28 protein-coding genes and 2 tRNA genes are annotated in these 24,133 nt (G+C 44.0%); 23 read left to right on the forward strand and 7 right to left on the reverse strand.

The window, feature by feature from the left end; translation table 11 throughout:
* The first annotated feature begins 10 nt into the window (after positions 1-10).
* The 9 genes from L2W36_RS05370 to rlmF all read left to right on the forward strand — a co-directional run bounded on the left by L2W36_RS05370 (position 11) and on the right by rlmF (position 8,051).
* Positions 11-1,021 carry a 4-hydroxythreonine-4-phosphate dehydrogenase PdxA gene (locus L2W36_RS05370; RefSeq protein ID WP_236109506.1) on the forward strand — a complete coding sequence of 337 codons (1,011 nt, stop codon included), beginning with the start codon at positions 11-13 and terminating at the stop codon, positions 1,019-1,021.
* 17 nt (positions 1,022-1,038) lie between these two features.
* A complete protein-coding gene (locus tag L2W36_RS05375) occupies positions 1,039-2,040 on the forward strand; it encodes a dihydroxyacetone kinase subunit DhaK (protein WP_062457364.1) in 1,002 nt (333 codons plus the stop codon).
* Between the two features lie 2 nt (positions 2,041-2,042).
* Positions 2,043-2,675, forward strand: a complete 633-nt coding sequence (dhaL, locus tag L2W36_RS05380) for a dihydroxyacetone kinase subunit DhaL (RefSeq protein WP_062457366.1) — start codon at positions 2,043-2,045, stop codon at positions 2,673-2,675.
* Positions 2,672-3,448 carry a triose-phosphate isomerase gene (locus tag L2W36_RS05385; RefSeq protein WP_006073793.1) on the forward strand — a complete coding sequence of 259 codons (777 nt, stop codon included), beginning with the start codon at positions 2,672-2,674 and terminating at the stop codon, positions 3,446-3,448. Before dhaL ends, L2W36_RS05385 begins: the two co-directional genes overlap by 4 nt.
* A gap of 2 nt (positions 3,449-3,450) precedes the next feature.
* On the forward strand, positions 3,451-4,359 hold the full coding sequence (locus tag L2W36_RS05390; protein WP_236109507.1) for an AEC family transporter: 909 nt from the start codon (positions 3,451-3,453) through the stop codon (positions 4,357-4,359).
* A 16-nt stretch (positions 4,360-4,375) separates the two neighbouring features.
* Positions 4,376-5,218, forward strand: a complete 843-nt coding sequence (locus L2W36_RS05395; protein WP_006073790.1) for a sugar phosphate isomerase/epimerase family protein — start codon at positions 4,376-4,378, stop codon at positions 5,216-5,218.
* Positions 5,219-5,231: 13 nt separating this feature from the next.
* On the forward strand, positions 5,232-6,344 hold the full coding sequence (ribB, locus tag L2W36_RS05400; protein WP_236109508.1) for a 3,4-dihydroxy-2-butanone-4-phosphate synthase: 1,113 nt from the start codon (positions 5,232-5,234) through the stop codon (positions 6,342-6,344).
* 155 nt (positions 6,345-6,499) lie between these two features.
* The gene (locus tag L2W36_RS05405; protein ID WP_236109509.1) at positions 6,500-7,012 is read left to right on the forward strand and encodes a M48 metallopeptidase family protein; all 513 of its coding nucleotides are present in this window, start codon (positions 6,500-6,502) and stop codon (positions 7,010-7,012) included.
* The gene (gene rlmF, locus L2W36_RS05410; protein WP_236109510.1) at positions 6,993-8,051 is read left to right on the forward strand and encodes a 23S rRNA (adenine(1618)-N(6))-methyltransferase RlmF; all 1,059 of its coding nucleotides are present in this window, start codon (positions 6,993-6,995) and stop codon (positions 8,049-8,051) included. The genes L2W36_RS05405 and rlmF overlap by 20 nt, the downstream gene beginning before the upstream one ends.
* Here the strand turns inward: rlmF and pilW are convergent.
* Positions 8,043-8,768: a type IV pilus biogenesis/stability protein PilW gene (gene pilW, locus L2W36_RS05415; RefSeq protein ID WP_236109511.1), complete on the reverse strand. Its 726-nt coding sequence runs from the start codon at positions 8,766-8,768 to the stop codon at positions 8,043-8,045. The genes rlmF and pilW overlap by 9 nt on opposite strands.
* Before the next feature lie 250 nt (positions 8,769-9,018).
* Here pilW and L2W36_RS05420 point away from each other — a divergent pair, with 250 nt between their 5' ends.
* Both L2W36_RS05420 and L2W36_RS05425 read left to right on the forward strand, forming a co-directional pair.
* On the forward strand, positions 9,019-10,686 hold the full coding sequence (locus tag L2W36_RS05420; protein WP_124939887.1) for an AMP-binding protein: 1,668 nt from the start codon (positions 9,019-9,021) through the stop codon (positions 10,684-10,686).
* Positions 10,687-10,780: 94 nt separating this feature from the next.
* Positions 10,781-11,032 carry a DUF3081 domain-containing protein gene (locus tag L2W36_RS05425; protein WP_006073778.1) on the forward strand — a complete coding sequence of 84 codons (252 nt, stop codon included), beginning with the start codon at positions 10,781-10,783 and terminating at the stop codon, positions 11,030-11,032.
* Positions 11,033-11,125: 93 nt separating this feature from the next.
* Here L2W36_RS05425 and metA read toward each other — a convergent pair whose 3' ends face one another.
* A complete protein-coding gene (metA, locus tag L2W36_RS05430; RefSeq protein ID WP_038225793.1) occupies positions 11,126-12,067 on the reverse strand; it encodes a homoserine O-acetyltransferase MetA in 942 nt (313 codons plus the stop codon).
* A gap of 182 nt (positions 12,068-12,249) precedes the next feature.
* On the opposite strand from metA, the gene L2W36_RS05435 reads away from it, so the two are divergent.
* The 3 genes from L2W36_RS05435 (at position 12,250) to L2W36_RS05445 (ending at position 13,464) form a co-directional block, all read left to right on the forward strand.
* On the forward strand, positions 12,250-12,618 hold the full coding sequence (locus L2W36_RS05435) for an ATP-binding protein (protein ID WP_006073774.1): 369 nt from the start codon (positions 12,250-12,252) through the stop codon (positions 12,616-12,618).
* A gap of 76 nt (positions 12,619-12,694) precedes the next feature.
* Positions 12,695-13,132 carry a DUF3859 domain-containing protein gene (locus L2W36_RS05440; RefSeq protein WP_006073772.1) on the forward strand — a complete coding sequence of 146 codons (438 nt, stop codon included), beginning with the start codon at positions 12,695-12,697 and terminating at the stop codon, positions 13,130-13,132.
* Entirely contained in the window at positions 13,111-13,464 is a 354-nt protein-coding gene (locus tag L2W36_RS05445; protein ID WP_031493027.1) for a ribosome recycling factor family protein, read from the forward strand. Before L2W36_RS05440 ends, L2W36_RS05445 begins: the two co-directional genes overlap by 22 nt.
* 53 nt (positions 13,465-13,517) lie before the next feature.
* Here L2W36_RS05445 and L2W36_RS05450 read toward each other — a convergent pair whose 3' ends face one another.
* Both L2W36_RS05450 and L2W36_RS05455 read right to left on the reverse strand, forming a co-directional pair.
* Positions 13,518-14,624, reverse strand: coding sequence for a M20/M25/M40 family metallo-hydrolase (locus tag L2W36_RS05450; RefSeq protein ID WP_062457403.1), 1,107 nt, complete (start codon positions 14,622-14,624; stop codon positions 13,518-13,520).
* Positions 14,625-14,734: 110 nt separating this feature from the next.
* A complete protein-coding gene (locus L2W36_RS05455; RefSeq protein ID WP_006073762.1) occupies positions 14,735-15,667 on the reverse strand; it encodes a DMT family transporter in 933 nt (310 codons plus the stop codon).
* Positions 15,668-15,769: 102 nt separating this feature from the next.
* Between L2W36_RS05455 and L2W36_RS05460 the strand changes: the two genes are divergently transcribed.
* Positions 15,770-16,696 carry a LysR family transcriptional regulator gene (locus L2W36_RS05460; RefSeq protein ID WP_171392156.1) on the forward strand — a complete coding sequence of 309 codons (927 nt, stop codon included), beginning with the start codon at positions 15,770-15,772 and terminating at the stop codon, positions 16,694-16,696.
* Here L2W36_RS05460 and L2W36_RS05465 read toward each other — a convergent pair.
* Positions 16,680-17,396 carry a glycerophosphodiester phosphodiesterase family protein gene (locus tag L2W36_RS05465; protein WP_236109512.1) on the reverse strand — a complete coding sequence of 239 codons (717 nt, stop codon included), beginning with the start codon at positions 17,394-17,396 and terminating at the stop codon, positions 16,680-16,682. The genes L2W36_RS05460 and L2W36_RS05465 overlap by 17 nt on opposite strands.
* A 109-nt stretch (positions 17,397-17,505) precedes the next feature.
* On the opposite strand from L2W36_RS05465, the gene L2W36_RS05470 reads away from it, so the two are divergent.
* A complete protein-coding gene (locus L2W36_RS05470) occupies positions 17,506-18,267 on the forward strand; it encodes an MBL fold metallo-hydrolase (protein ID WP_124939882.1) in 762 nt (253 codons plus the stop codon).
* Here L2W36_RS05470 and L2W36_RS05475 read toward each other — a convergent pair.
* A complete protein-coding gene (locus L2W36_RS05475; protein ID WP_236109513.1) occupies positions 18,264-18,803 on the reverse strand; it encodes a lipocalin family protein in 540 nt (179 codons plus the stop codon). The two genes, L2W36_RS05470 and L2W36_RS05475, sit on opposite strands and share 4 nt — an antisense overlap.
* Before the next feature lie 147 nt (positions 18,804-18,950).
* Between L2W36_RS05475 and L2W36_RS05480 the strand changes: the two genes are divergently transcribed.
* From L2W36_RS05480 to L2W36_RS05505, 7 genes are all read left to right on the forward strand, one after another.
* Positions 18,951-19,610: a DUF2726 domain-containing protein gene (locus L2W36_RS05480; protein ID WP_038225778.1), complete on the forward strand. Its 660-nt coding sequence runs from the start codon at positions 18,951-18,953 to the stop codon at positions 19,608-19,610.
* A gap of 171 nt (positions 19,611-19,781) precedes the next feature.
* Positions 19,782-19,858: transfer RNA gene (locus tag L2W36_RS05485), tRNA-Val, on the forward strand.
* Between the two features lie 40 nt (positions 19,859-19,898).
* Positions 19,899-19,975, forward strand: a tRNA-Val gene (locus tag L2W36_RS05490).
* A 767-nt stretch (positions 19,976-20,742) separates the two neighbouring features.
* On the forward strand, positions 20,743-20,967 hold the full coding sequence (locus tag L2W36_RS27480; protein WP_373279024.1) for a winged helix-turn-helix domain-containing protein: 225 nt from the start codon (positions 20,743-20,745) through the stop codon (positions 20,965-20,967).
* Between the two features lie 49 nt (positions 20,968-21,016).
* A complete protein-coding gene (locus L2W36_RS05495; protein WP_124939879.1) occupies positions 21,017-21,667 on the forward strand; it encodes a hypothetical protein in 651 nt (216 codons plus the stop codon).
* 14 nt (positions 21,668-21,681) lie between these two features.
* On the forward strand, positions 21,682-21,855 hold the full coding sequence (locus tag L2W36_RS05500) for an ANR family transcriptional regulator (protein ID WP_236109514.1): 174 nt from the start codon (positions 21,682-21,684) through the stop codon (positions 21,853-21,855).
* Positions 21,852-22,235: a hypothetical protein gene (locus L2W36_RS05505; RefSeq protein WP_006071882.1), complete on the forward strand. Its 384-nt coding sequence runs from the start codon at positions 21,852-21,854 to the stop codon at positions 22,233-22,235. The genes L2W36_RS05500 and L2W36_RS05505 overlap by 4 nt, the downstream gene beginning before the upstream one ends.
* Before the next feature lie 392 nt (positions 22,236-22,627).
* On the opposite strand, the gene L2W36_RS05510 is transcribed toward L2W36_RS05505, so the two are convergent.
* Positions 22,628-24,133 carry an efflux transporter outer membrane subunit gene (locus tag L2W36_RS05510; RefSeq protein WP_236109515.1) on the reverse strand — a complete coding sequence of 502 codons (1,506 nt, stop codon included), beginning with the start codon at positions 24,131-24,133 and terminating at the stop codon, positions 22,628-22,630.

Raw genomic sequence — 24,133 nt, forward strand, 5'->3', positions numbered from 1 at the left:
GAATTAAAACATGACTAAACCGACTATTGCTCTTGTATTAGGTGACCCTTCCGGAATTGGCCCTGAAGTTGCGGTTAAGGTGCTCGCTGACGAGGCAAACAGACAGCAAGCCAATATTCTTATCATTGCTGATGAATACGAACTTCGCAAAGGCATGGACATTGCTCAGGTGACATTTGATTACGATGTGGTGGATTCATTCGAGCAAGCCAAATTTGTCGACAATAAGCCTGTTCTACTGAAATTTAGCAGTTCTCATGCCGAGCCTATTGAGTACGGTAAAGCCACGGCGCAAGGCGGAACTTATGTACTTGAAACACTCAAGATAGCGGTTGATTTAACCCTAGCACATAAAACCCACGGTATTTGCTTTGCGCCTTTGAATAAGCAGGCGATGAGCATGGCAGGTTTGGCTCACCGTGATGAACTGTCGTGGTTTGCAGAGCTAAGTGGGTATCAAGGATTTGGTTGTGAAGTCAACGTTGTTGACGACATTTGGGCTGGTCGCGTTACCTCTCATATTCCATTCAAGAATGTTGTCGATAACCTCACGGTTGATTCGGTTTTGGAAACCATTGAGCTGATGGACAAAACATTGCGATCTGCAGGTTTTGAGTCGCCACGAATTGCCGTTCAAGCTCTTAACCCACACGGTGGGGAAGGTGGACTGTTCGGTGATGAGGAAATTACCACTATTACACCGGCAATTGAAAAAGCGAAGCAAAAAGGCATCGAAGCATTCGGGCCATTCCCTGGTGACACGACTATGTGGGTTGTAGAGAAAGAATCGATGAATTCGATTGTTTCTATGTACCACGACCAAGGCGCGACAGCGCTGAAAATGATGGGCTTTGACCGCGGTGTAACAGTTCAGGGAGGAATCCCAATTCCAATCGCAACCGCTAACCACGGCTCTGCCTTTGATATTTACGGCAAGAATGTTGCCTCAACGCCTGCAATGGAAAATGCGCTGAAGCTGACCACAAGAATGGCGACTAGTTATCAACTAAAACAACAATAAATCAAATGGTGAACCCCATGAGAAAGCCAAAAAAACTGATTAATGATCCAATGGCGGTGGCAAGAGAGCAATTTGATGGTCTCTTAGTTGCGATGAATGGCAAGCTGGAAGGCTTACCGGGTATTACCGCAGCAATGCGTACCGATTTTCCTCAGGATAAAGTCGCTATCGTGACAGGTGGTGGTGCAGGTCACGAGCCATTATTTGCAGGCTACGTCGGCAAGGGGCTCGCGGATGCCGCGGCTCTGGGTGATATTTTCGCCGCTCCTGCTCCTAACGTGATTTTGCAGACGACTGAAGCGGTCAACAATGGCAAAGGCGTGATTTACATTTACGGTAACTATGCGGGCGACAATATGAATTTCGATATTGCTGCCGAACTTGCGGACGATGATGACATCAAAACTCACACCATTCGTGTTTGGGATGATGTGGCTTCTGCACCGCTAGAAAAAATCGAAGAAAGACGCGGTACAGCGGGTGATTTATACGTGCTAAAAATCGCGGGTGCAGCGTCTGAAAAATACGATGACTTTGACCAAATTGTGGCAGTGACTGAACGCGCTCGCGACTACACCCGCTCAATTGGCGTGGCATTGTCGGCGGGTTCAGTACCACAAACCAATACCTTTAACTTTGAACTGCCAGATGATGAGCTAGAAATTGGTATGGGGTTGCATGGTGAACCGGGCGTATCCCGCGAGAAAATGACCTCTGCTGACGAAGTCGTCACCCGTCTCATTAATGATTTGTGCACTGACCTTCCGTATCAATCTGGCGATGAAGTGTGTCTTTTGGTTAATAACCTAGGCGCATCGACTTATATGGAACTTCTTATTGCTACCAAGCAAGCGCATGCGCTTCTGGCAGAGCGCGGCATCACTGTTCATGACACGTTAGTCGGTAACTACTGTACGTCTCAGGAAATGTCTGGCTACTCAATTACTTTATTAAAACTGGATGATGAGCTGAAAGCGCTCTACGACCTACCTTGTGAATCATTTGCTTTGAGGAAATAACAATGGATGTATTAACAGCGAAAAACATGATGGCTTATGTGGCAAAGAACATGGTCGATAGCGAACCTATGCTGACTAAGTATGATCAAGCGATTGGTGATGGTGACCACGGCATAGGTATGGAGCGAGGCTTTCTAGCCGTTCAGACGCTGCTGACGGACGAATTTCAACCAGAAGATGTCAGTAAGCTGATGCTGAAAATTGGCTCTACTATGATGGCTACCATGGGCGGGGCTTCTGGGGCGATCTTCGGTACCTTGTTCCGTAGTGGTGCTAAGTCCATCAAAGGTGCAGAGCAACTAGATACCGAAACACTGGCGACATTCTTAGCCGGCGGCTTGCAAGGTGTTTATGACCGTGGTGGTGCAAAACCAGGGGACAAGACGATGATTGATGCCCTAGTAGCAGCTGTTGAAGCATCTGAAAAACTTTCTGGTGACTTGACGAAAAACCTACCTGCAATTGCTGCTGCCTCCAAGCAAGGTGTTGAAGCAACTAAAGATATGATTGCCACAACTGGTAAAGCGAAAACTCTTGGCGAGCGTTCACTGGGTCATCCAGACCCAGGCGCGGTTTCTATGTCTCTTATCTTACAGTTCATGTCTGAGTATGCGTGCGAGCAGGTTCCAGCATGAAGAAAATCTGGGTCGGCACAAGCTGGAAAATGAACAAAGACGCTGCCTCGGCAGCGTCATGGGCAGCGGCAGTGGAACAGGCGGTCGAACGGTCAGATGGCCGAATTCAACCTTTTGTTATTCCGCCATTCCCTTACCTTTCTCAAATGGCACAAACGATAAATGCAGATGCGATCAAACTTGGCGCACAGAATATGTGCTGGCAAGACAGCGGAGCATTTACCGGTGAAGTGTCACCATTGATGCTGAAAGATTGTGGTGTCTCTATTGTGGAGATCGGTCATTCTGAGCGACGCGCCATGTTTGGCGAGACGGACAAAACCGTCAATCTTAAAGTACTCGCGGCTTTAAAGCATGGCCTAACGCCACTGGTTTGTGTCGGTGACACCGCAGAGGAAAAGATGTGGGGCGTATCAGTAGAGTCTGTTGTGCGTCAGGTTAAAATTGCGTTGTATGACGTTCCTCTAGATAAAGTAGCCAACGTTGTTCTTGCTTATGAGCCTGTATGGGCAATTGGGGAAGGAGGCACTCCGGCAACCAAAGAAGAAGCCGAAAAGGTACATTGCGCAATCCGTGATGCACTGGTGGAGTGCTATGGTCAAGAGGTCGCGGATAATGTGGTACTTCTATACGGTGGCAGCGTCAATCTAACTAATGCCTCAGAGCTACTAGACCAAGCCAATATTGATGGCGTGTTTGTTGGTCGTACGGCATGGAATGCCGAAGGCTACGTTGAACTGCTCAGTATTGCCAATAGCAAGTTGGAGCACTAACTATGGAGCAAGTGAAGTTACTATCACTCATTGTGTTTGGACTGTTAGTCGCCAAAACGTTACCAACCATGACGAAAAGTCGCATTGATTGGAGTAGAAATGTGGCTTTCAGTTATCTCACGCCTTGTTTGTTCTTTACTTCACTTGTTCAGGCTGACCTCTCTCAACTTCCTTCACCAAAGCTACTAGCTACCTATGGTTTGGGATTGGGAGGTTTATTTTTCGCCGTCCGTTTCTGGCTCTCCGTCAAAGGCAATGACACTGCAGCGGCGGCGACGATCAAATCGATTTCTGCGCTGTACCCTAACGCCGTTGGTATTGGGGTGCCATTGGTGTTCTCACTGTATGGTCCAGAAGCTGAATTGATCTTGATGGGAATTATCGTGACCAATTTGGTCGTGGTGTTGCCCATGGTCAACATACTTATGATTCGTTCGGGGGAGCCGGGTTTCTACTCTTATAAAAAAGTCGTGACCGACCCGATTCTACTCGCAATTGCCACAGGGTTATTGATTAATGTATGGGGCATTACTCTTTATCCGGCAGTTGTTGATGGCCTCGCGCTCATTGGCTGGGCCGCTCTTCCGGTTATTTTATTTATTCTTGGTGCAAGCCTAAGTTGCTATCCGTTCCGCTCATTGATGCAAGAGAAAGTGTTACTTCTTCTTACTGTGAAAATCGTCGTATTTCCACTAACAATGCTGCTCTTCGCAAGCTTGGTATTTGAACTTTCTCAAATTGAAGTTCAAGTCCTGGTGATTCTAGCCAGTCTACCAACGGGTATTAACGTGTACTTATTGTCTGAGCGATACCAGGTGGTAAAAGAAGCAACGGCGAGCGTGATACTGTTCACCACTATGCTCTCGTTGGTGTCGCTAGTGACATGGGAAAAGGTGCTCCAAGTAACATAATTAAGGGATTAATGTGATGGGAATATTAGATAGATTAGCCATCAATACGGCGATTTTTGATGGACATGATTTAAAAACGTCGTTGAAAACAATCAGTCAATTGGGCTTAGGTAAAGTCGAATTTGCCTTCAACCAAGGCTATGTTGGTCAACTTGATAGTGACATGTTCTCCGAGAGCCATGCTCAATACTTATTGTCTCTTTTAGAGAAAGAGCAACTTAAATCAGATGCGCTGGGCTGTACCATGAATTTGGCGGCACCGAGTGCGATAGATGACTTTATGATGAGAATCGATTTTGCTCATCATCTAGGAGTGACTTACCTTAATACCTGTACTGGTCCCATTGCCGATCGTGCAACCATTATCGCCAATCTTAAAGTGTTATCGGAATACGCCAAAGACAAGGGCTGTGTCATCTGCATTGAGAATGGTGGTGATCATAACTTTAATGCGTTTGCGACGGCCCACGATGGTGTTCGAATGCTTTCAGAAGTTAACCATGATGCGTTAGCGCTAAATTTCGATCCGGGTAACTCAGTCTCTCTTGTACCCAATTTAAGCCCGAGTGAAGAAGCTAAGATGGCGTTGCCTTTCTGTCAGCATTTCCACATTAAAGATGTGCAAATTCATGATGACAAGTTTACGTTCCCAGCGCTAGGGCAGGGGGTAATTAACTTTGAGCCAATTATCCAGACGCTTGCTAACCGTCAACTGCCATTCAGTATTGAAAAGCCCCTGCGTATGTATCGACGCAAAGACACCTTCCCAATTCGTGGGCGCTCGCCAGAAAGTATGGAAAACATTGTAGCAGCACTACAATCTAGCGTGTCCTACATTCAACAACTTGCCGAACAATAACATAGGTTTTCTTATGCCAATTAGCTGTATCAAAGATGTCATTGAAGACTATAAACAAGGAAAAATGGTCATCCTAATGGATGATGAAGATCGTGAAAATGAAGGCGATATTATGATGGCGGCTGAGTGTATCTCAGCCAAAGATATCAACTTTATGGCGACCCATGGTCGAGGGCTGATTTGTCTCACATTAACGCAGCAGCGTTGCCAAGAGTTAAATTTGTTCCCTATGGTTCAAAATCCTACTGAGCCTTGGGCAACCGCGTTTACCGTATCGATTGAAGCAGCGCAAGGTGTCACGACTGGTATTTCTGCTGAGGACCGAGCAGTGACTGTGCAGGCTGCTGTTGCCAAAGGTGCGCAACCTCAAGACTTAGTACAACCGGGGCATATTTTCCCGTTGGCGGCCAAAGATGGCGGGGTGTTGGTTCGCGCTGGGCATACAGAGGCAGGCTGCGATTTAGCGAGATTAGCTGGTCACGAGCCAGCTTCAGTTATCGTTGAAATCCTCAATGACGACGGCACGATGGCTCGACGTCCGCAATTGGAAGTGTTTGCTGAAAAGCACGGCATTAAACTAGGGACGATTGCCGATCTTATCGAATACCGAAACGCGACAGAAACGACCATTAAACGCGTTGCAAGCTGTCAGATCCCGACAGAATTTGGTGAGTTCTCAATGGTGACTTATAAAGATACCGTGGATAACCAAATTCATCACGCCATGGTGAAGGGGAGTATTGATGAGCAGCCGACTAACGTTCGAGTTCATGTGAAAGACACTTTCCAAGATGTGCTGTTCTCTACTCGCGAATCTCAATCATCATGGACACTAAACAAAGCCATGGCCACCATTGCTGATCGAGGAGGGGTATTGGTGATCCTAGAAGGGCAGGATAGTACCGAGTCGCAGATAGCAAAAGTAAAACGTTATCAGGCGTTAGACCAAGGGGAAAACTACCCACAAAGCAAGAAAACCAGCTCATCACGACAGGTAGGAGTTGGTTCCCAGATCCTTGCTGACCTCGGTGTCTCCAAGATGAATCTCCTGTCTTCGGCAGACAAAAAATACCACTCGCTGTCTGGCTTTGGTCTGGAGGTTGTGGATTATATTGAACCCATTTAATCGTTAACCATTACACTAATAATCAAAAAGCAGCTTTCGGCTGCTTTTTTGCTTGTTGGTTTAGAGCAGTTAGATTGGCAGAACCATCTTATGGCTTTCAAAAAGGGACTTCTATAGAATGGCGACAAACTTAACCTAGGATGCGCTAAAAGCGGATGAATAGTAGTCTCAAATACATTGCGGGGTATCCGCAAAACCTTATTGAACAAGTATCTTCACTAATAGAAAGCGGACGTTTTGTCAGGTGGTTTGAAAAGCGTTATCCCGAACGTCATCAAATCCAAAGTGAAAAAGCCTTATTCGACTACACCATGGATATCAAGCAGCGCTACATGAAAAAAACAGCGCCGATTTCAAAAGTCATTTGGGACAACAAAATTCACTTGATAAATAACGCGCTTGGTTTGCACACCTATGTGTCCCGCTCTCATGGCGGCAAGCTAAAATCTAAGAACGAAATTCGCATTGCTAGCGTGTTTAAGCATGCGCCGGAGCCGTTGTTGCGGATGCTAGTGGTGCACGAACTTGCTCATATCAAAGAAAAAGAGCACGACAAATCGTTTTACCAATTATGCTGTCATATGGAGCCTGACTATCACCAGTTAGAGTTCGATGCGCGCCTATTTATGATCTATCAGGAACTTAAGCATGAAGCCCGACAACAATAAACGTGCTCAGAGCAAATCGGGTCACACTAAGAAGAACAAAAAGGTGAGCTCAGAAACCACGCTAGTTAAGCGTCATGCTGAGGGTCTTCACAAAGACAATTTACACCATGGACGCTACGATTTTGTAGAGCTCACGCAGGCACTCCCTGAACTGAAGGACTATGTTATCAGCAATCCTAAAGGGGAGGCGACGATTATGTTCTCTGATCCTGCTTCGGTTAAGCTCCTCAATCGCGCTCTGCTCAAGGCCTACTATGGTATAAACTTTTGGGACATTCCCGAGAGTTACTTGTGTCCTCCTATCCCCGGCAGAGCAGATTATGTACATCGACTTAATGAGTGGCTGCAATATGACTTAATGCGAGAGCAGTCTGAGAAAGCTCGTCTTAAGGTTAAAGCGCTTGATATTGGCACTGGCGCAAACTGCATCTATCCGATTGTTGGTGCGATGCGTCATCACTGGAATTGGATAGGGTCGGATATCGACCCTGTCTCGGTGAGTTGTGCCAAAGAAATCGTCAATAATAACGACAAACTGGCGCGGAAAATTGAGATTCGTTATCAGCAAAACAGCAATCATATCTTTGCTGGTGTGATTGCTCCTGATGATTTCTTCGTCGCGACCACTTGCAATCCGCCTTTCCATAAATCGATGGAAGACGCGCAAAAAGGCACAGAGCGAAAAAACAACAATCTCTCGAAAAACCAAAAGTCGCGTGGTCAGTCCGGTGCAACCAAGTTGAATGGGAAGCTCAATTTTGGCGGACAAAATGCAGAACTGTGGTGTCCCGGAGGAGAGGAAGCATTTGTCCTCAATATGGCTCAGGAAAGTAAAGACTTTGCATCACAAGTGATTTGGTTTAGCACCTTACTGTCCAAAAAAGACAATATCCGCCCACTTAGAAAGCGTCTAGAAAAACTAGGTGTCTCTGAAATTGTGATTCAAGAAATGGCACAAGGGCAGAAGAAAAGTCGTTTCTTGGCATGGACGTTCATGTCGGCAGAAGAAAGACAAGATAGGGTCAAAGCACTACTTTGATACGTTAACTTGCTCAAGCAAGGCTTGGTACTTGTTGACTAACATCCAGTTCTCCGATTTTCGCTCAAGCTCGATTAATAACACGAGGTTGTTTCGCTGATAACCATAACGTTGGCTAAAGTCGAGCAATCTCAATCGAGCTTGATGCAATTGGTCCTGTTCTATTTCTAACGCCGCTAATTGCAAACTAGAGATTGGACGCAGCGGTTGGTGTTCAACTGACTTGCTGAAATAGTATTTGGCTTGATGACTTTTTCGCGCTTTTAGAGCGCATAACCCCGCATTTTCATAGGTTTCGGCGACAGCATAATAATTAGGCTTGTCGATCGCTTGATTAAATAAGACATCAGCCCTTTGAAACTCACCTTGCTTACACAAAAAAGCACCATAGTTATTGTAAACATTGCCGTTGTTTGGATGTTCATCAAGTGTTTTCTTGTATAGCTCTGCCGCTCTATCAACTTCTCCGACTACATCGAGATAGTACGCTAAAGACAAACTGCTTTTGTAGTAGTGGGGTGCATATTTCATGGCTTTTTCTAAGCTTTGACGTGCTTTGGAATACTGTTCAAGTTTGACGTAGTTAAGACCCAAAGCAATACGTGTATCAGCCATATCTATGGGGCTGTGTTGAGCATTGCTATTATCCTCATGCACGGTAACACAACCACTTAATGTCATCGATGCGAGCATTACGATATGAGTATGGATTTTCATAGTTCTGTCCCAAATTCCTAAATGTCATACTGTGATTTTGTTTCGATCATCATAAGTAGATGCCGGAACTAACGTAGGAAAACGGGGTAACTGTGCGAGCGAATCGTCAAAACTCAATGATGGTTGTGAAGTGCGTGCAAATCATTTTGCTTATAAAGTAGCCATTTAAGATAGAATAATGACTCTAATCTATATCTATTGTGTGAACTTCGTTAGAGTACTCGAGACAAAATAAATAGGTGTAATAGCAATGAGCACAAATAACAAACCTTGGTTAAAGACGTACCCCGATGATGTTCCTGAGTTTGTCGATATCGACCAATACACCAACATCAATGAGATGTTCGTTAAGCCGTTCGAGCAATTCGCGGACAACACAGCGTTTGTCAACATGGGACATTCACTCACGTATCGCGACTTAAACGAGAAAAGTGATGCCTTTGCTGCCTATCTTCAGAACGAACTTAGGGCGAAAAAGGGCGATAGAATTGCTCTGATGATGCCGAACTTACTGCAATATCCGATCACCATTCTTGGTGCATTGAAGGCAGGACTTGTTGTGGTTAACGTCAACCCACTTTATACGCCAAGAGAACTTGAGCATCAGTTGCGTGACTCGGGTGCGACGATCATTGTGGCAGTGACTAACTTTGGCAACAGCTTACAACAGGTGATTGCTAAGACCAGCATCAAGCATGTCATCTTGACGAGCATTGGTGATGAACTTGCGCCACATAAACGAACGCTAGTGAATTTTGTGGTTAAGTACGTGAAAAAAATGGTGCCTAAGTACCATTTGCCAGGGGCGATTTCATTGAGACGTGCGCTTACTGACGGTAAACGTATGGACTTTAACCCTCCTGTGATTGAAAGCAGTGACCTTGCTTATCTGCAGTATACTGGCGGCACCACAGGTCTTGCGAAAGGCGCAATGCTAACCCACAGAAACATCATTGCGAACGTGCTGCAAGTCTATGGCCATTTCGGTCCTAGAACCTCGAAAGACAAAGAGCGTGCGGTAACTCCTTTACCGCTTTACCACATCTTTGCCAATTCAGTCAGTATGATGTTGATGATGTACATGGGTGGTAGCAATCTTTTGATCACGAATCCTCGTGATTTGAATAGTTTTGTCAATGACTTAAGTAAATATCCGTTCACGATGATATTTGGGCTTAATACGTTATTTGCTGCATTGAACAATCACGCCAAATTTAGAGAGTTGGATTTCTCCAATGCTGAGTTCACCATTGCTGGTGGCATGGCTACTCAAAAACACATCGCAGACGAATGGCAAAAGGTTACAGGGATGCCAATCATTGAAGGCTACGGTTTGACGGAATGCTCGCCTGTAGTCGCAGGTGGTGTTCATACGCAGCAGTCCTACGTGCCTGCGGTAGGAGTGCCCTTGCCAAGTACCGAACTGCGTATCGTAGATGAAAACGGTCAGCCACTGGGTGTAAATGAAGTCGGAGAGATTCAAATCCGTGGTGACCAAGTAATGAAAGGCTATTGGAAGCAAGAAGCGGAAACCAACGCTATCTTAACCAAAGATGGCTGGTTGTATTCGGGCGATATTGGTCGTATGGACGAAGACGGTATCTTTTATATCGAAGACCGTAAGAAAGATATGATTTTGGTTTCTGGATTCAATGTGTTCCCAACGGAAATTGAAGAGGTAGCGACGCTACACCCGAAAATTGTAGAGGCTGCAGCGGTAGGCGTGCCTGATGATGTAGCTGGGGAACGCGTCAAGTTAATCGTAGTGACTAGTGGTCCAGTTACCGTTGATGACATTAAAAAGCACTGCCGTCAACATCTCACAGGATACAAGATCCCTAAAGTAATTGAGTTTAGAGATGAGCTGCCAAAAACCAACGTGGGTAAAATATTACGTCGAGTTCTACGTGATGAATAAGATCGCACAGCTCACGCAATAGTCGGAGAAAATTGGCGCTCTGCATATTCATAAGCCACACTTTTAGTGTGGCTTTGTTTATTAGGAGGCAGCGATGAAAAACGAACTGGATCCCGGAAAAGTACTTCAAGCCTACGACAACATAATGGAACATGGCGCTGATACAGAGTTTGGCAAGATCTATGGCGGTGTTGAAGCGTTCTCAGATTATGATGGTTATAACGTGTATATGAGAGGTAATGGTGTAGAGCTGAAAGTGGGCTTTCACAATACCTATCATTTGGAATACGACCAAGAACACTTGCGTGATAGCTTTTTGAAAAAAGTAGCGTTATTGGCGAAGTAAAATCGTAGGAAAGCAGATGATATCTCCCCAATAGCTGGGGAGATAGGTAGATATTGCCGCAATAGGATTTAGAAAGTAGGTCGCAAGACTGCCTTACTCGTCTGTGGTAAACGCATCTGCACTGAAGTGTTCCAAATCGTAAGGCGTTTGCTGGTATACACAGTAGTTGAGCCAGTTGGCAAACAATAAGTGCCCATGACTTCGCCAGCTCGCAATAGGTTTATTATCAGGGTTGTTGTTCGGATAATAATTGACCGGAATTGCGGGCTCCATACCTTCACCAAGGTCACGGACATACTCTCCATGTAAAGTGTGTGAGTCGTACTCAGGGTGACCTGTCACAAATACATTTCGTTTGTCCTTGGTTGCGGCAAGGTAGACACCTGCTACATCTGAGGTTGCTAGGATATCTAGATCGGTATGTGACTCCAGATACTCGGGCGAGAAATCCGCATAGCGCGAATGGGGGGCAAGGAAAGAATCATCAAAACCACGCAGTAGCGGGTGGTATTGATGCTGAATAGTATGGTGGTAAACGCCCGACAGTTTCTCTTTGCGAGTTCTTTTCGGCAGATCGAATAACAGCTTCAGTCCCGCTTGAGCCGCCCAGCACACATATAAGGTAGAGGTCACGTGCTTGTTGGCCCAATTCATAATGGTTTGCAGATGTTCCCAGTAAATCACGTCTTCAAATTGAACTAGACCGAGTGGTGCTCCGGTAATAATAAGTCCATCGAAGTTACGATCTTTGATCGTTTCAAACTGACGGTAGAAGGTATCTAGGTGTTCCGTTGGTGTGTTCTTGCTTGGTCTGTCATCAATGCGCAGCAGTTCGACATCAACTTGTAGTGGACTATTAGAAAGCAATCTTAGGAACTGGGTTTCCGTTTCAATTTTCTTTGGCATCAAATTGAGGATCAGTACTTTGAGTGGTCGAATTTCCTGCGTGGCAGCACGCGTCTCCGACATCACGAAGATATTTTCGTTTCTCAATACGTTGGATGCAGGCAGTTGATCGGGAATCTTAATTGGCACAGCTTTCTCCCTAAGCTAATGTTTGGTCATCTGGACGTCTATACATCTAAAGTTAACGCAAACGTTTTTGCTTGTCGATAGTTAATTTTAGTTCAATTCGAGTATGATCAACGAATCAAACCGTGTACTGAGCCTGAAATTGGGTACAATGCTTGGTTCTATATGTTTGAAGGTACCAGCAATTGAAATTGACGCTAATCCGTGGCTTACCTGGCTCAGGAAAAACAACGTTAGCAAAGACATATGATGCACAACATTTCGAAGCCGACATGTATTTTGTTAATGTTCACGGAGACTACTGCTATGATCCTGACTTGATTGAACAAGCACATTTGTGGTGCCAGAAGCAGGTCGAACAGGCTCTTGCCAAAGGTGAGAATGTAGTAGTGGCAAATACCTTCGTGCGACGTTGGGAAATGAAGGCGTATAAAACGCTAGCGCAGCAATTCAATGCGGATTTGGAAATTATCGTTTGTAACGGTAAATACCAAAATATCCATGGAGTTAGTGATGCTGTCATTGCTAAAATGCGTGCTCGCTGGCAAGACTGAACGCATGAAATGTAGCGCAGTGTCGTGATAATGATGTATCAAATAACGCTGATCAAATTAAAGGCTCAATGGGACAATGGCTAAACGTTCACCCGTCATCGAAATGACGTCTTATGGTATTTATTCCACTTGGGATTCCGGCTCTAAAGAGCTGCCTAAAATTCAAGATTTCACCACCATAGTGCCAGCCGATGAGCACATTGAATTTGGCTTTATTGTTAATATCAAAAAGGCCAAAGGGGAGCGCGTTCGATACTGTATTTACCATCCTGGCATCCTTGGTAAGAAAGGGCAGGTGTTGGAACCTTTTGATGGTGAAGAGCATATCGGCAGTAATGATTGGGACTTCTATCTGGGGGACACCATTCAGCTGCTTCACCCTATCGATGGCTTTGAAAGCAATCTAGGGGAGTGGCGCATGGTACTTGAAATGCAAGGACGTGTGGTTGCGGAGAAGAAGTTCAAAGTAACAGCAAGAGATGAAGGTCAGTTTTGGAAAAATCGCGGCTTTTAATATCAGTTCGTCTTAATAGCTTCGTCCATCGAGTTGAGGATAAAGCACAGGTTATCGCAAGCGCTTCCCAATCCGGATGCACGCTCAAACGCATCCGCCGCTCACGCAATTGGCTCGTTACTGGTCGCAAAGAACAACTGGCGTCGTTCGCATTAGATGCCAGTGTAGGTTGGATATCGGTTGCGATAGAGAAAGTGTTATCGGAGTATAAGTCACCCATTCAACAAGTATTAGAGCGAAACCCTGAAGTAACCATTGCAGAATTGATGCATGAGTCGGGTTGTACTTTAGTGGAAGCTCGTGCAGCCATTGATGAATATGAGGGGCTATAAAAAACGCTGCATTCCACAGGTGTGAAATGCAGCGCTAAGTTCTATTGCTAGATTTAAGCCGTTACGTAGCCAATAACGAAGTCAGTGATTTTCACCATATCGTCAATAGCGATGTACTCTTCAGTAGTATGAACTTTTGCCATACCAGTAGAAAGGTTTACAGTTGTTAGACCTTTACCGTTGAAGTTGTTCGCGTCACTACCACCACCAGTATGTTTTGTGTTGGCTTCGATGCCGTTTGCTTCAAAGACTTGTTTAACCTTCAGAACGTGTGCGTCGTCTTCTGCGATAACAAAAGCGTCGTAGGCACGTGTTGATTCGATCTCGACTTCTGCACCGAATTTCTCAGCCGACGCTTGGAAAGTATCAACCATATGCTTAACTTGAGCGGTTAGCTTGTCGCTGTTTAGTGAACGTGCTTCGGCAACCACAGTTAGCTCTGGCATTACGATGTTAGTTGCTTGGCCACCGTTAACAGAACCGATGTTTGCTGTAGTTTCTGAATCGATGCGAAGCAGCTTCATGTTTGCGATAGCATCTGCGGCAACCATTGCTGCGCTGATGCCTTCTTCGGGAGCTAGACCTGCGTGAGCTGGGCGACCTTTGATTTTAGCAACAATTTTTTGTTGGCCCGGAGCACCCGTTACGATGGTTCCGATTGGGCCACCAGTATCAAGTACTATCGCGTTGTTTGATTGGATGTAGGACATATCGAAGTGTTCCGAACCGAACAGGCCACCTTCTTCGTGAACGGTGAAAGCGACTTCGATAGTTTTATGTTCACGGTTTTGCTCTTTAAGGCAACGTACCGCTTCCATTACTGCTGCAATACCAGACTTGTCGTCTCCACCAAGAATCGTATCGCCCTTTGAGCGAATAATACCGTCTTCAATGATTGGCTCGATGCCAATACCTGGAGTTACTGTGTCCATGTGAGCACTGAATACAATGCTACCGTCAAGCGTACCTTCAAGGCGACCATATACATTAAACCCATTGGTATACTGTTCTGGTACAGGAAGTTTGCTTACGGCGAAACCTAGCTCACCCAGCTGTTCAGCAATAGCTTCAGCAATGGCTTTTTCATTGCCAGATTCGCTGTCGATTTTAACAAGATCAAAGAAGTGGTTAACAAGGCGGTCGGTATTTACTAGTGTCATAGGATTACTTCACGTTATGAAACAGGGACACTCACTTTACACCCTATGTTTACGTGCTAGACCTGAGGTAAATCAAAAAAAGTGCCGCATTTTAGGTAAATCGACTGACATCAAGGCTGTTTGTGCTTAGAAAATTGGTAACAAGCTGCAACAGTGGTGGAAATGATAAGAAAACTACCCAACCATTGAAGGTTTGTAAGTTGCTCTTGCAAGAAAATTGCCGCGAAAATCAACCCAAATAGTGGCTCTGTGCCCATCAAAAGTGATGCTTGACTTGCGTGAAGAAACTTGACGGCGTAGTTCTGCAGGAAAAACGCCATAAGGGTACAACCTAAAGCAAGGTATATTAAGCAACTCGAGGTGACCCAATCAAGTTGCATCATAGTTGTTGTAAACTGGGTAGCCGACCCTTCTTTGAACATTAATAACAAGCTTACGACAGTAACAACCGAGAGTTGAATAAAAGTAATCAGTTCGGTATTCAACTCGTGTCCCGTGAAGGCTTTTCGGCAGGTAACAACCATGATCGCTCTGAGTACGGCTGCGATTAGAACTAATGCGACTCCCAAATTGAAGGTAAAGTCCTGTTGAGTCACGTTGGAAAGCAAAGCGACACCTACCACCCCTATAAAACAGTATCCTACCAAGCCTTTAGGCAATGAAACCTTAAGCCATACCTTTTCCAAGAATGGAGTGAACAGGATACAGAGACTGATGAGGACAGCAACTTGTCCTGCTTGAGCGAGCATCACAGCCCATGTTTCGGTAATGAATATGCAGCTCAAGATAGCACCAGTAAGTAATCCTACTTTTAAATAGCCAATTGCGTTGTTAGTAAATTCAATGAAGAGCTTTTTCTTATATAGGATTACGACTAGTACGGCACAGCTTAAAGCGAAACGGGCGAACAATAGTTGTGGGACACTAAGTGTTTGAAGAACCTGTTTTGACGTTCCGTAACTGGTACCCCAGACGATTGATACCGCGAGTAACCCTATAACCGCCCAATTCACTGTGAAACTTTGTGCGTAATTCCTATCCATTTGTAATTGCTCTTAAATATTTTTTGTGAATAATTCTATCGATATGCTAACTTATGAATAACAAAGTGATAATACTTCCGAAATGCATAGGACTTATGACTGATGGACACAAATAAACTCATGGCACTTTTGCCGGATATTGCTGCGTTTGTGACAGTTGTTGAAGCTGGGAGCTTCACCGCCGCCTCTCAGAGGTTAGGGATGACGCCATCAGGAGTAAGTCGCCAAATCAGTCGACTTGAGGCTGCTCTTAATACCGATCTGCTTGAACGAACAACAAGAAAACAGGTAACAACGGACACTGGCAAGGTGGTGTACGAGTTCAGTAAGAAAATTATGGAGTCTGCTTCTGATATCGCTAATATCGCCAGTCAGGAAGGGGGAGAAGCTTTAGGAGAACTGAGAATATCGGCACCCAAAGCTTTCAGCCGCCATATTTTAGAACCACTAATGCTGCCGTTTCTCGATTTGTACCCGAAGGTAAAACTTCGCTTACTGGTTAGTGATGAGTTCGTTGATCCTTTTGGTCACAACCTAGATATCGTTTTCGAGCTGACGCATTTCCCAAGAGAAAACTTGGTGGCAAAAACGCTTGGTGAAATCAAAGCCGTGCTGTGTGCAAGCAAATCGTACCTTCAAGAGCATGGTATTCCGTTCCATCCAAATAACTTATTGAATCACAATTGCTTATTTCTCAATGAGCAACCAAACGATAATGTATGGCTTTTCAATAAGGATGGGGAAAACGTTAAAGTTCAAGTTGACGGCCGTTACTCAGTTAACCACTCCGAGATGCGGTTAAATGCAGTCAAAAGTGGAGTTGGTATTGGTATCTTCCCAGAGTTTGTGGTGGAAAAAGCTTTGAGAGCAGGCGAGGTCTTACAGGTGTTACCAGAATGGCATATTAACTCTCGGTATCAAGGGGAAATCGTGATGCAATTTCCCCAGTCAAAGTTTATGCCCGCTCGAAGACGAGCATTTATTGATTATATGGTTGCGTCAATGAAGCCCACTAAAGTAAGTTCATAAATCGCTGCGGATAATCACTGAAGATTGCATCAACTTGCTGTAAATGCTTAAAAGATTTCGGGTTATTAACGGTATAGCACCAGATCTGCAAGCCACGTTCTCGCAACGTTCTAATGTGCTTTTGAGTAAGCCAACGATAATTGAGATGGCAGCTGAACGCCTCTACCTCATCAATAGTTTTTAAAAGACGGTTATTAAGCCGGTTACCTAGCACACCTAGGCGCACGCCAAGTTTTGCTTGATACAGTGCAAGCATTACCTCACGACTAAAACTTGAGATAAGCAACTGATTTCGGTCTATCTCACAGGCATTGAGCCGTTCTGCAAGTAGAGCAATGACGTGCTCCGCATCATGTTTATCAACCTTGACCTCAATATTGATGCTCAGCTGGTTAGTCTGACAGTAATTGAGTAATTCATCGAAACTCATCAGTCGCTCACCAGCAAACCGTGGTGCTTTCCATGACCCAAAGTCGAACTGACTAAGTTGTTCGAATGTTAATTCATCGATTCTGCCAGTACCATTACTGCATCGGTTAATAGTGTGGTCGTGACAAACCACTAGTATGTCATCTTTAGTCGGTTGAACATCCACTTCAACCCAGGTGAGGCCCGCTCTTTTTGCTGCTTGAATACTTGCTAGGGTGTTTTCTGGATGGGTTCCAGCAACACCGCGATGACCCGCAATTAATGTGCTCATAAATATTCCTAGACACTTATCAATTCAACATAGATGAATGATGTTTATGTTGCAAAAATGTTACCTGAAGGCTATCTTGGTGAAAAGACATCAGACCAGTCAGTGAAAGATGAAGATTCATCAAATTAAAGGATATATACAACAAATCTATTTGGTTGAGTACCCAGATAAATTGCTCTTGTTAGACGGTGCAAGCCGAGCTGACGTGGGCACTATACTGCGTTTTATCACCGATGATTTACAGAGGCAAGTTTCTGATTTAAAAGTTATCGTCGTGACCCATATGCACCCAGACCACGCTGGAGCTGCTCATCGGCTCAAAGCTATTACAGGAGCTAAAATTGTCTCAGCGGCGAAAGAGCGCGATTGGTATTCCGGGATAGATGGCTTTTTGATGCATGTTACAGACTTAGTGTTGGCTTGGTATATGGCGAAGCGGTTAGGGCAACCTAGAAAAAACCTATGGTACAACAAGGCATTAAATGCGGATTACCAACTGATTGATGGTGATACTGTACCGTTATTTGCTGATTGGCAAATACTTGACACGCCGGGTCACACAGACCGAGATATCTCGGTCTATAACCCTAATGAGTCGATTGTTTATGTTGCGGACTTAATGGTGCAAGTGAAGCAGCATCTCATCGCACCATTTCCTATATTTCATCCAAATCAATATCGAAGATCAGTGGAGAAAGTGTACAACTTAAACGCTGAGCAGATTCTGTTGGCGCACCGAGGCCCTGTGGTTTTTGATGAGCGTGCAAAAGAGCATATTCTTGACACCGCGCCAATGAGACCAGTGACTCATTGGCGGGTAACGAAAATCAAACTTAAAGGGATGTTTAAGTCCGTGCTGACTGCGCGTTAATTTTGCTTAGGCTTATCGTGTTTAGGGAAGATAAGCGCCGATGTGTCGAATCCGGCTTCATAAGCGATTTTCAAATACTGGTCTAACTTTGCTTCCTTGATGGTAGGTGTTCTCGATAAAATCCAAAAGTAATCGGAATTGTAGCCACTGACTAGTGCAGCAGAATAATCTGGTTCTAAATAATAGACCACATAGCTTCCATAAAAAGGTCCGAAGAAAGACACTTTAAGGTGCGCGATATCGGGTGACGAGACAAATTTTGCTTTGCCTTCCGCTTCCGACCATTCCTGCTCTTTCGTGTCCCAACCACGATTTAGCACTTTTACAGAGCCATCGTCATTCAATGAGTAGGTAGCGGTCACATTGTCTAGCCCCCGCTCGAAGCTATGGTCCAGTCGAGCCACCTCATACCATCTGCCAAGATAGCGGTCGAGATCGAAACCTGTAACGGGCTGTACTTTGTCGGGAATGCCAGTACAACCGAGTAACAACAGTGGTAAGCTCACCACAAAATAGCGAAGAATTGTTTTTATCAAGGTAGACTCCTTTTAATACCTAACTGACTCTTTCTAAATAGAATATACGACAAAAATCAGAGTTCAGCTTACAATGATTGCATCTATATCCTATTGCGAATACTCTGGAAACGAACATGTTCATTAATTCTAGGTATTACTGCGTCAATGTTTGAGATATTCATTGTATTAGCGTTACTGGTGGGGTTGTTCCTTGTTGCTCAGAAATACTTTGTAAAGCAGGAAGACACAAGATCGTATCAGTACAAAGTGAAGGGACCAATTCTCTCTTCGGCACAAACAGCTTTCTATAATGCATTAAAAGAAGCTGTAGGGGAGCATGGTGTCATCTTAACTAAGGTCAGCATGGCTAATGTAGTGACTCCTCAGAACATTAGTAATAAGAAGCAATGGTTCATTGCTAATAACGTGATTGCCAAAAGCTACTTCGATTTTGTTATTTGCGATCCGAGAACGATGCAACCCAGAGTCGTGATCGAGTACGACAACGGTCAAAAGTTGGATAAAGGCAAAGTTGAACGTCAAAAGCTGATTATGCAAGTGTGTAAATCTGCAAATATCCCACTCATAGGTGCATCTGTTAAGTTGAGCTACCAAGTCAGTAAGATAAGACGTTTGCTTGCTGCACATATTGATCTTATTGAACCCGAAAAAGAAGTCCGTTTCTGTAAACGTTGTGGTAGCCCTATGACGATAAAGACGGCAACGCAGGGTGATTTCAAAGGACGACGTTTCTTTACTTGTAGTCGTCAACCATTGTGCCAATACACCGAAAACTACAACGTCGTTTTCGATGATGAGGAATAAATACGTAGTACCATTAGGTTCAACAAACTGATGTAATTCACATTTTTACTGGTTAAAAGCATAAAAAAGAGTCGAATTGATGGCTTCTAAGCCAAACGATACCAAAAACACAAAAATCTACTTGCACAGCTTGGTATCTCTCGTTAATATCCATCTCGTTCCAAAGACGATGGGTCCGTAGCTCAGTTGGTTAGAGTACTACCTTGACATGGTAGGGGTCGGCGATTCGAGTTCGCCCGGACCCACCATCCTCACTTTGAATCACGATTCAAAGGGAACACAAAATTTGGGTCCGTAGCTCAGTTGGTTAGAGTACTACCTTGACATGGTAGGGGTCGGCGATTCGAGTTCGCCCGGACCCACCAAATTTTCGAAAGCCCGCTTCTCTGAAGCGGGCTTTTTCGTATGTAAAAAACTCATGTTCCAAATAGTAACTGTTTTAAGCCTAACCGTGATTTATTTGTTATCCCCAAGATAGATAACCATAATTCACATAACTTAGATACTCTTCAAATAACTAACTATGCCGTTCTTTTTTGGCAAAGTTCCCCTTCAAAAACGCTGAGAAGTACGGCTCGCCCTCAGTGATCTTTAATTTTTACATGACGCCATGTGGTTATATATATCCAAATATGAACATTATATTTACCAGAATACATAGTTCTTATGGTGAATGTGGACTATTTTTAATTTTTCCTAGCCTATTAACTGTTAATTATTCAGCATTCCATACGGAGGCTTTTATTTCTCTATGACGTAATATTACTTATTCCGACACTCCATTACCTTTTGTTCTAACATTAGTTTAAATTGAGTTGTTATTGATTTTAATGTTATTAGTGTAGTGGTGCAATGTGATCTGTGTATATTTTTAGCTCGCACTTTGCTGCTGCCCTAAAATAGAATTCTTGCTCTAAATAATAATAATCATTAAACGTCATGTCAGTTGGTCTGTTTGTTAGCATTTTCGCTTACGGGGGAGTAACTAATGGAATGTCTTAAAAGTCTTGAATGTTTTAACTGTATTCGAATTAAGAATATTGAGTACCGGTTTGATCTTCAATTAGAGAAGAGAAAGAACAAAGTAATAGACCGAAAAAGCAATCGAGTATGGAGTGAGACATGTTTAAGAATGCTTTGCTGCTTAAACCAAACACCTCAAGGTGTGGTTCTATCGAAAAATGAGATTGTTGATTTTGTTTGGGACGGAGAACCAATAAGCGAAAGTAGTTTGCTCCAATTGGTGTACTGCACGAGAAGGAATCTGGCAGATAAAAATATAAGGATTATAAGCATACGGGGCGTAGGCTACGCACTCGTAGAAGGGGAGAACGCCATTTATGTGTGTGCAAATTGACAGATTTATTAAAGGAATCAAGCATAGCAGCGCAAATTACCAGTACAAAATGCAAGGTATATATAGTGCAAGTGAGCAATGTATAGGGTATGAGGTTCTAATTGACCAAATAAGAAGTCGAGAAACTTTGCTTGGCCCCAATGTTCATAGTGACTTAACGTTTTCATCATCAGCTAATTATTTGCTAGAACGAATAAAAGTCGCCGTTGAGAATGGTAGGTTTGAATGTGATTGGTCTGGGAAGTATATCTTTCTCAACATAGAGCGAAGCAATCTATGTGATATTACCTTGTTAGCGAGACTTATTGAGTTAAATAGCTATCTATTAGAAAAACAAATTGGGCTAGTTGTGGAAATGACTGAACGAAACGTGTGTGGCAGCTGCGTACGAATCATAGAGGGGCTTACTCTGCTAAAACAGAATGGCGTAGTGACGGCAGCGGATGATTACGATATTTACAAGTCGGACTTTCGTGCTAATGAATTGGATATGAACTTATACGAGTTCATCAAAATTCAATCTCCCAGTTCGGCAAGAGAAGTGGATATGCTTGAAACCTTCGCACAGGTAAGGCCGGAAAAAATAATCATGGAACATGTTGAGTCTACGTCGATATTCAAAATGTTAGTTGGCTTAAATCGATTCTTTTGGGGATATCAAGGCTACTGCTTTGACAAAGGTACCCCAATCTATATTTAGCTGAGGGTTTAATTTTGACTGATATCGAGAAGTATGCAGAGACCGCTTCAAAGTTAGAGAGACAGCGTCAATTTAATGAAGCATCTATTTACTGGAAGAAGGCCGTAGAGCAAGCCACTGCTCGTCAGGATAAAGCGTGGTATCAAATAAGGCACCGATTTTGCGCCAAGCAAAGGGAAAAATTATGAGTTCTTTCGTTGAACAGCATACTGAAACGATTACTGCTTCTTTGCAGGAGTTTGGGTTCACTGAAGTTCAGCGTGGGAGTGATGACTCTAACTTCTTTATTATAGGAAAACTCAAATATGTAAATATCTGTATATCTTGCAACTTGATAAGTAAGAGTTACGAGTGCGATATCCTAGCTAACAATGGCTATCACAACCTTGTATCAGATATTCCAACGATGGTTTTTTCGATTGATGCGCCATTGGAGGTAAATGTACTTGGTGCCATCAGGGTGGCTCATATCCAAGAGAGAGCCTTGGCGAAGTATGTACAGACGCGTGCTAAGTTCAGTGCTATTAACCAACTAAAGAGGTTAAAAGAACAAAACCAAATAGGTTAACCTTAGAGTTTTGAAAGCTCGTGAGGCGTAAATTGCTTTACGAGTTTTGCTACATTATATTTTTCAGAAGTAAATGAAATTAACTCTATCCGTATATTTCATCTTGGTATCGAATTTATGGTTACAGTCGGTTAAAACTTAACGTTGAAATAACATGACCCCACTCCTTTAATTCGAAATAATCGTTCTGAAAATACTGAACATTCGAGAAATATTATCTAGAAGATTTTACGCTCTCGGGTTAAGCAAGAGTGCTTTGATGTAGTGACCTCAACTGACTAGTAGCTAAGTGTCATTCTTTCACGATAGCCTGTCAGTGATGAACTGTTGTACTTTACGAAATGAAAGAACGCGGCGATTCAGTCATCCGCGTTCTTTCATAATGCAATATGTTAAGCGTCTTCTGGTACTAAATTAGGAAGCTGCCAATCTCCGCCTAGTGATTTAAAGACTCCTACTGTCACTTGTGCAGTCTGCAACCTTGCCGCTAGTAATCTATCTTCCATAATACGCTGCTGGCGTTGTGCATCGAGCAATGCAAGATGGTTGATAAGGCCTGCTTTGTACAATGATTGTGCTTTACTTAATGCGTTGTCAGAGGCGTTTAGTGCTTCTTGAATACGTTGCTCATTTTGCTGGCTTCGCCCATACGCAAACAGCATAGAGTCGACCTCGGTGATTGCAGTGTTGACCGAGTGTTCGTAGCCAAGTACTGCTGCGTCAAAGCGTGCTTCGTTCAACTCAACCAGTGCTTCGCCTCTTCCTCCATCAAACACGTTCCAGCTGACGCCAACCGCACCAGCCCACCCAACAGAGTCAGAATCAAATAAATCATCAAAGCTGCTTGCCGATACTCCCGGAGTTCCAGTTAGGAAAAACTTGGGGTAACGATTGGCAATGCTAGCTGCGACTTCTTCGTTTAACGCGGCCATTTCACGTTCAGCAATGCGTATATCTGGGCGACGTTTTAGAAGATCAGATGGCAGGCCAACGGGGATAACACCTTCTAGACTTGGCAGACCAGCACTGCTAGCAAGGCGAATATCGACTTGAGTAAGAGGTTCACCTAATAGAGTTGCCATCCGTTGTTTATGAACTTGTTGGGCGATTTCCAGTTGTGGAATAACCGACTCAGTTGCAGCCAGCATAGTTTGAGCTTGTGCTAAGTCGAGTTCAGAGCCATAGCCACTTTTTACCAGTTTCTTTACTAGCTCTAATGTCTTAGTTTGGTCGGCCAAGTTTGCGTCAATCAACGCCATTCTCTCTTGAGCGCCACGATACTGTAGGTAGTTGTGCACCAAGTCTGCGGTAATTAGGGTATTGAGCCCACTGCGGTAGATTTCTGCTTGTTCAACACGAATCTTGGCGGCGTTCGACTGTCTGTCTATACGCCCAAACAGATCCATTTCCCAACCTATGCTAGCGCCAGCAAACACGCCATCATGCTGATTATTTAGCAAGGTTGTGGAGTCTAAAGGTGTGCCAGTTGGCAGCGAGTCTCCGATAGGGTTTAATGCTGGACCTAACAGGGAATCATTCTTACTCAACTGATAGTTAAAGTAGCCCGCCCCAATGTTAACAGTAGGGACTTTAAAAGAGCTCACTACAGATTGATAACTGTTGGCCATTTTTATCCGCTCGGCTGCCATTTTAAGCGGGATATTTTGACACTGCACATCTTGTACCATTTGATTTAGTGAGTCGTCGTTAAAGCTTGTCCACCAGTAATCGTTCTCAGCTTGTTGCTTGTTACTACTATATAAGTAAGTGTTTGATAGAGTCATCGTTGGTTCTGTGTAATCAGGCCCAACAGCACAGCCCGCTAATGTTATTGCGAGAGCCAAAGGAGCAAGTTTTATCGCCTTAAGTAGGCATTTACGTGAGTGATGCGTTTTCAT

The organism is Vibrio sp. McD22-P3, from assembly GCF_021568915.1.
GTDB classification, from domain to species: domain Bacteria; phylum Pseudomonadota; class Gammaproteobacteria; order Enterobacterales; family Vibrionaceae; genus Vibrio; species Vibrio mediterranei.

Excerpts from the sequence above, each read along its gene's own strand:
- L2W36_RS05420 (WP_124939887.1), top strand. The coding sequence starts at position 9,019 with ATGAGCACAAATAACAAACCTTGGTTAAAGACGTACCCCGATGATGTT.
- L2W36_RS05495 (WP_124939879.1), top strand. The coding sequence starts at position 21,017 with ATGCAAGGTATATATAGTGCAAGTGAGCAATGTATAGGGTATGAGGTT.
- L2W36_RS05390 (WP_236109507.1), top strand. The coding sequence starts at position 3,451 with ATGGAGCAAGTGAAGTTACTATCACTCATTGTGTTTGGACTGTTAGTC.
- dhaL (WP_062457366.1), top strand. The coding sequence starts at position 2,043 with ATGGATGTATTAACAGCGAAAAACATGATGGCTTATGTGGCAAAGAAC.
- L2W36_RS05395 (WP_006073790.1), top strand. The coding sequence starts at position 4,376 with ATGGGAATATTAGATAGATTAGCCATCAATACGGCGATTTTTGATGGA.
- pilW (WP_236109511.1), bottom strand. The coding sequence starts at position 8,768 with ATGAAAATCCATACTCATATCGTAATGCTCGCATCGATGACATTAAGT.
- L2W36_RS05425 (WP_006073778.1), top strand. The coding sequence starts at position 10,781 with ATGAAAAACGAACTGGATCCCGGAAAAGTACTTCAAGCCTACGACAAC.
- L2W36_RS27480 (WP_373279024.1), top strand. The coding sequence starts at position 20,743 with ATGCTTTGCTGCTTAAACCAAACACCTCAAGGTGTGGTTCTATCGAAA.
- L2W36_RS05510 (WP_236109515.1), bottom strand. The coding sequence starts at position 24,133 with ATGAAAACGCATCACTCACGTAAATGCCTACTTAAGGCGATAAAACTT.
- L2W36_RS05450 (WP_062457403.1), bottom strand. The coding sequence starts at position 14,624 with ATGACACTAGTAAATACCGACCGCCTTGTTAACCACTTCTTTGATCTT.
- L2W36_RS05460 (WP_171392156.1), top strand. The coding sequence starts at position 15,770 with ATGGACACAAATAAACTCATGGCACTTTTGCCGGATATTGCTGCGTTT.
- L2W36_RS05470 (WP_124939882.1), top strand. The coding sequence starts at position 17,506 with ATGAAGATTCATCAAATTAAAGGATATATACAACAAATCTATTTGGTT.
- L2W36_RS05505 (WP_006071882.1), top strand. The coding sequence starts at position 21,852 with ATGAGTTCTTTCGTTGAACAGCATACTGAAACGATTACTGCTTCTTTG.
- L2W36_RS05440 (WP_006073772.1), top strand. The coding sequence starts at position 12,695 with ATGGCTAAACGTTCACCCGTCATCGAAATGACGTCTTATGGTATTTAT.
- L2W36_RS05465 (WP_236109512.1), bottom strand. The coding sequence starts at position 17,396 with ATGAGCACATTAATTGCGGGTCATCGCGGTGTTGCTGGAACCCATCCA.
- L2W36_RS05480 (WP_038225778.1), top strand. The coding sequence starts at position 18,951 with ATGTTTGAGATATTCATTGTATTAGCGTTACTGGTGGGGTTGTTCCTT.
- L2W36_RS05370 (WP_236109506.1), top strand. The coding sequence starts at position 11 with ATGACTAAACCGACTATTGCTCTTGTATTAGGTGACCCTTCCGGAATT.
- L2W36_RS05455 (WP_006073762.1), bottom strand. The coding sequence starts at position 15,667 with ATGGATAGGAATTACGCACAAAGTTTCACAGTGAATTGGGCGGTTATA.
- L2W36_RS05385 (WP_006073793.1), top strand. The coding sequence starts at position 2,672 with ATGAAGAAAATCTGGGTCGGCACAAGCTGGAAAATGAACAAAGACGCT.
- rlmF (WP_236109510.1), top strand. The coding sequence starts at position 6,993 with ATGAAGCCCGACAACAATAAACGTGCTCAGAGCAAATCGGGTCACACT.
- L2W36_RS05375 (WP_062457364.1), top strand. The coding sequence starts at position 1,039 with ATGAGAAAGCCAAAAAAACTGATTAATGATCCAATGGCGGTGGCAAGA.
- L2W36_RS05405 (WP_236109509.1), top strand. The coding sequence starts at position 6,500 with ATGAATAGTAGTCTCAAATACATTGCGGGGTATCCGCAAAACCTTATT.
- ribB (WP_236109508.1), top strand. The coding sequence starts at position 5,232 with ATGCCAATTAGCTGTATCAAAGATGTCATTGAAGACTATAAACAAGGA.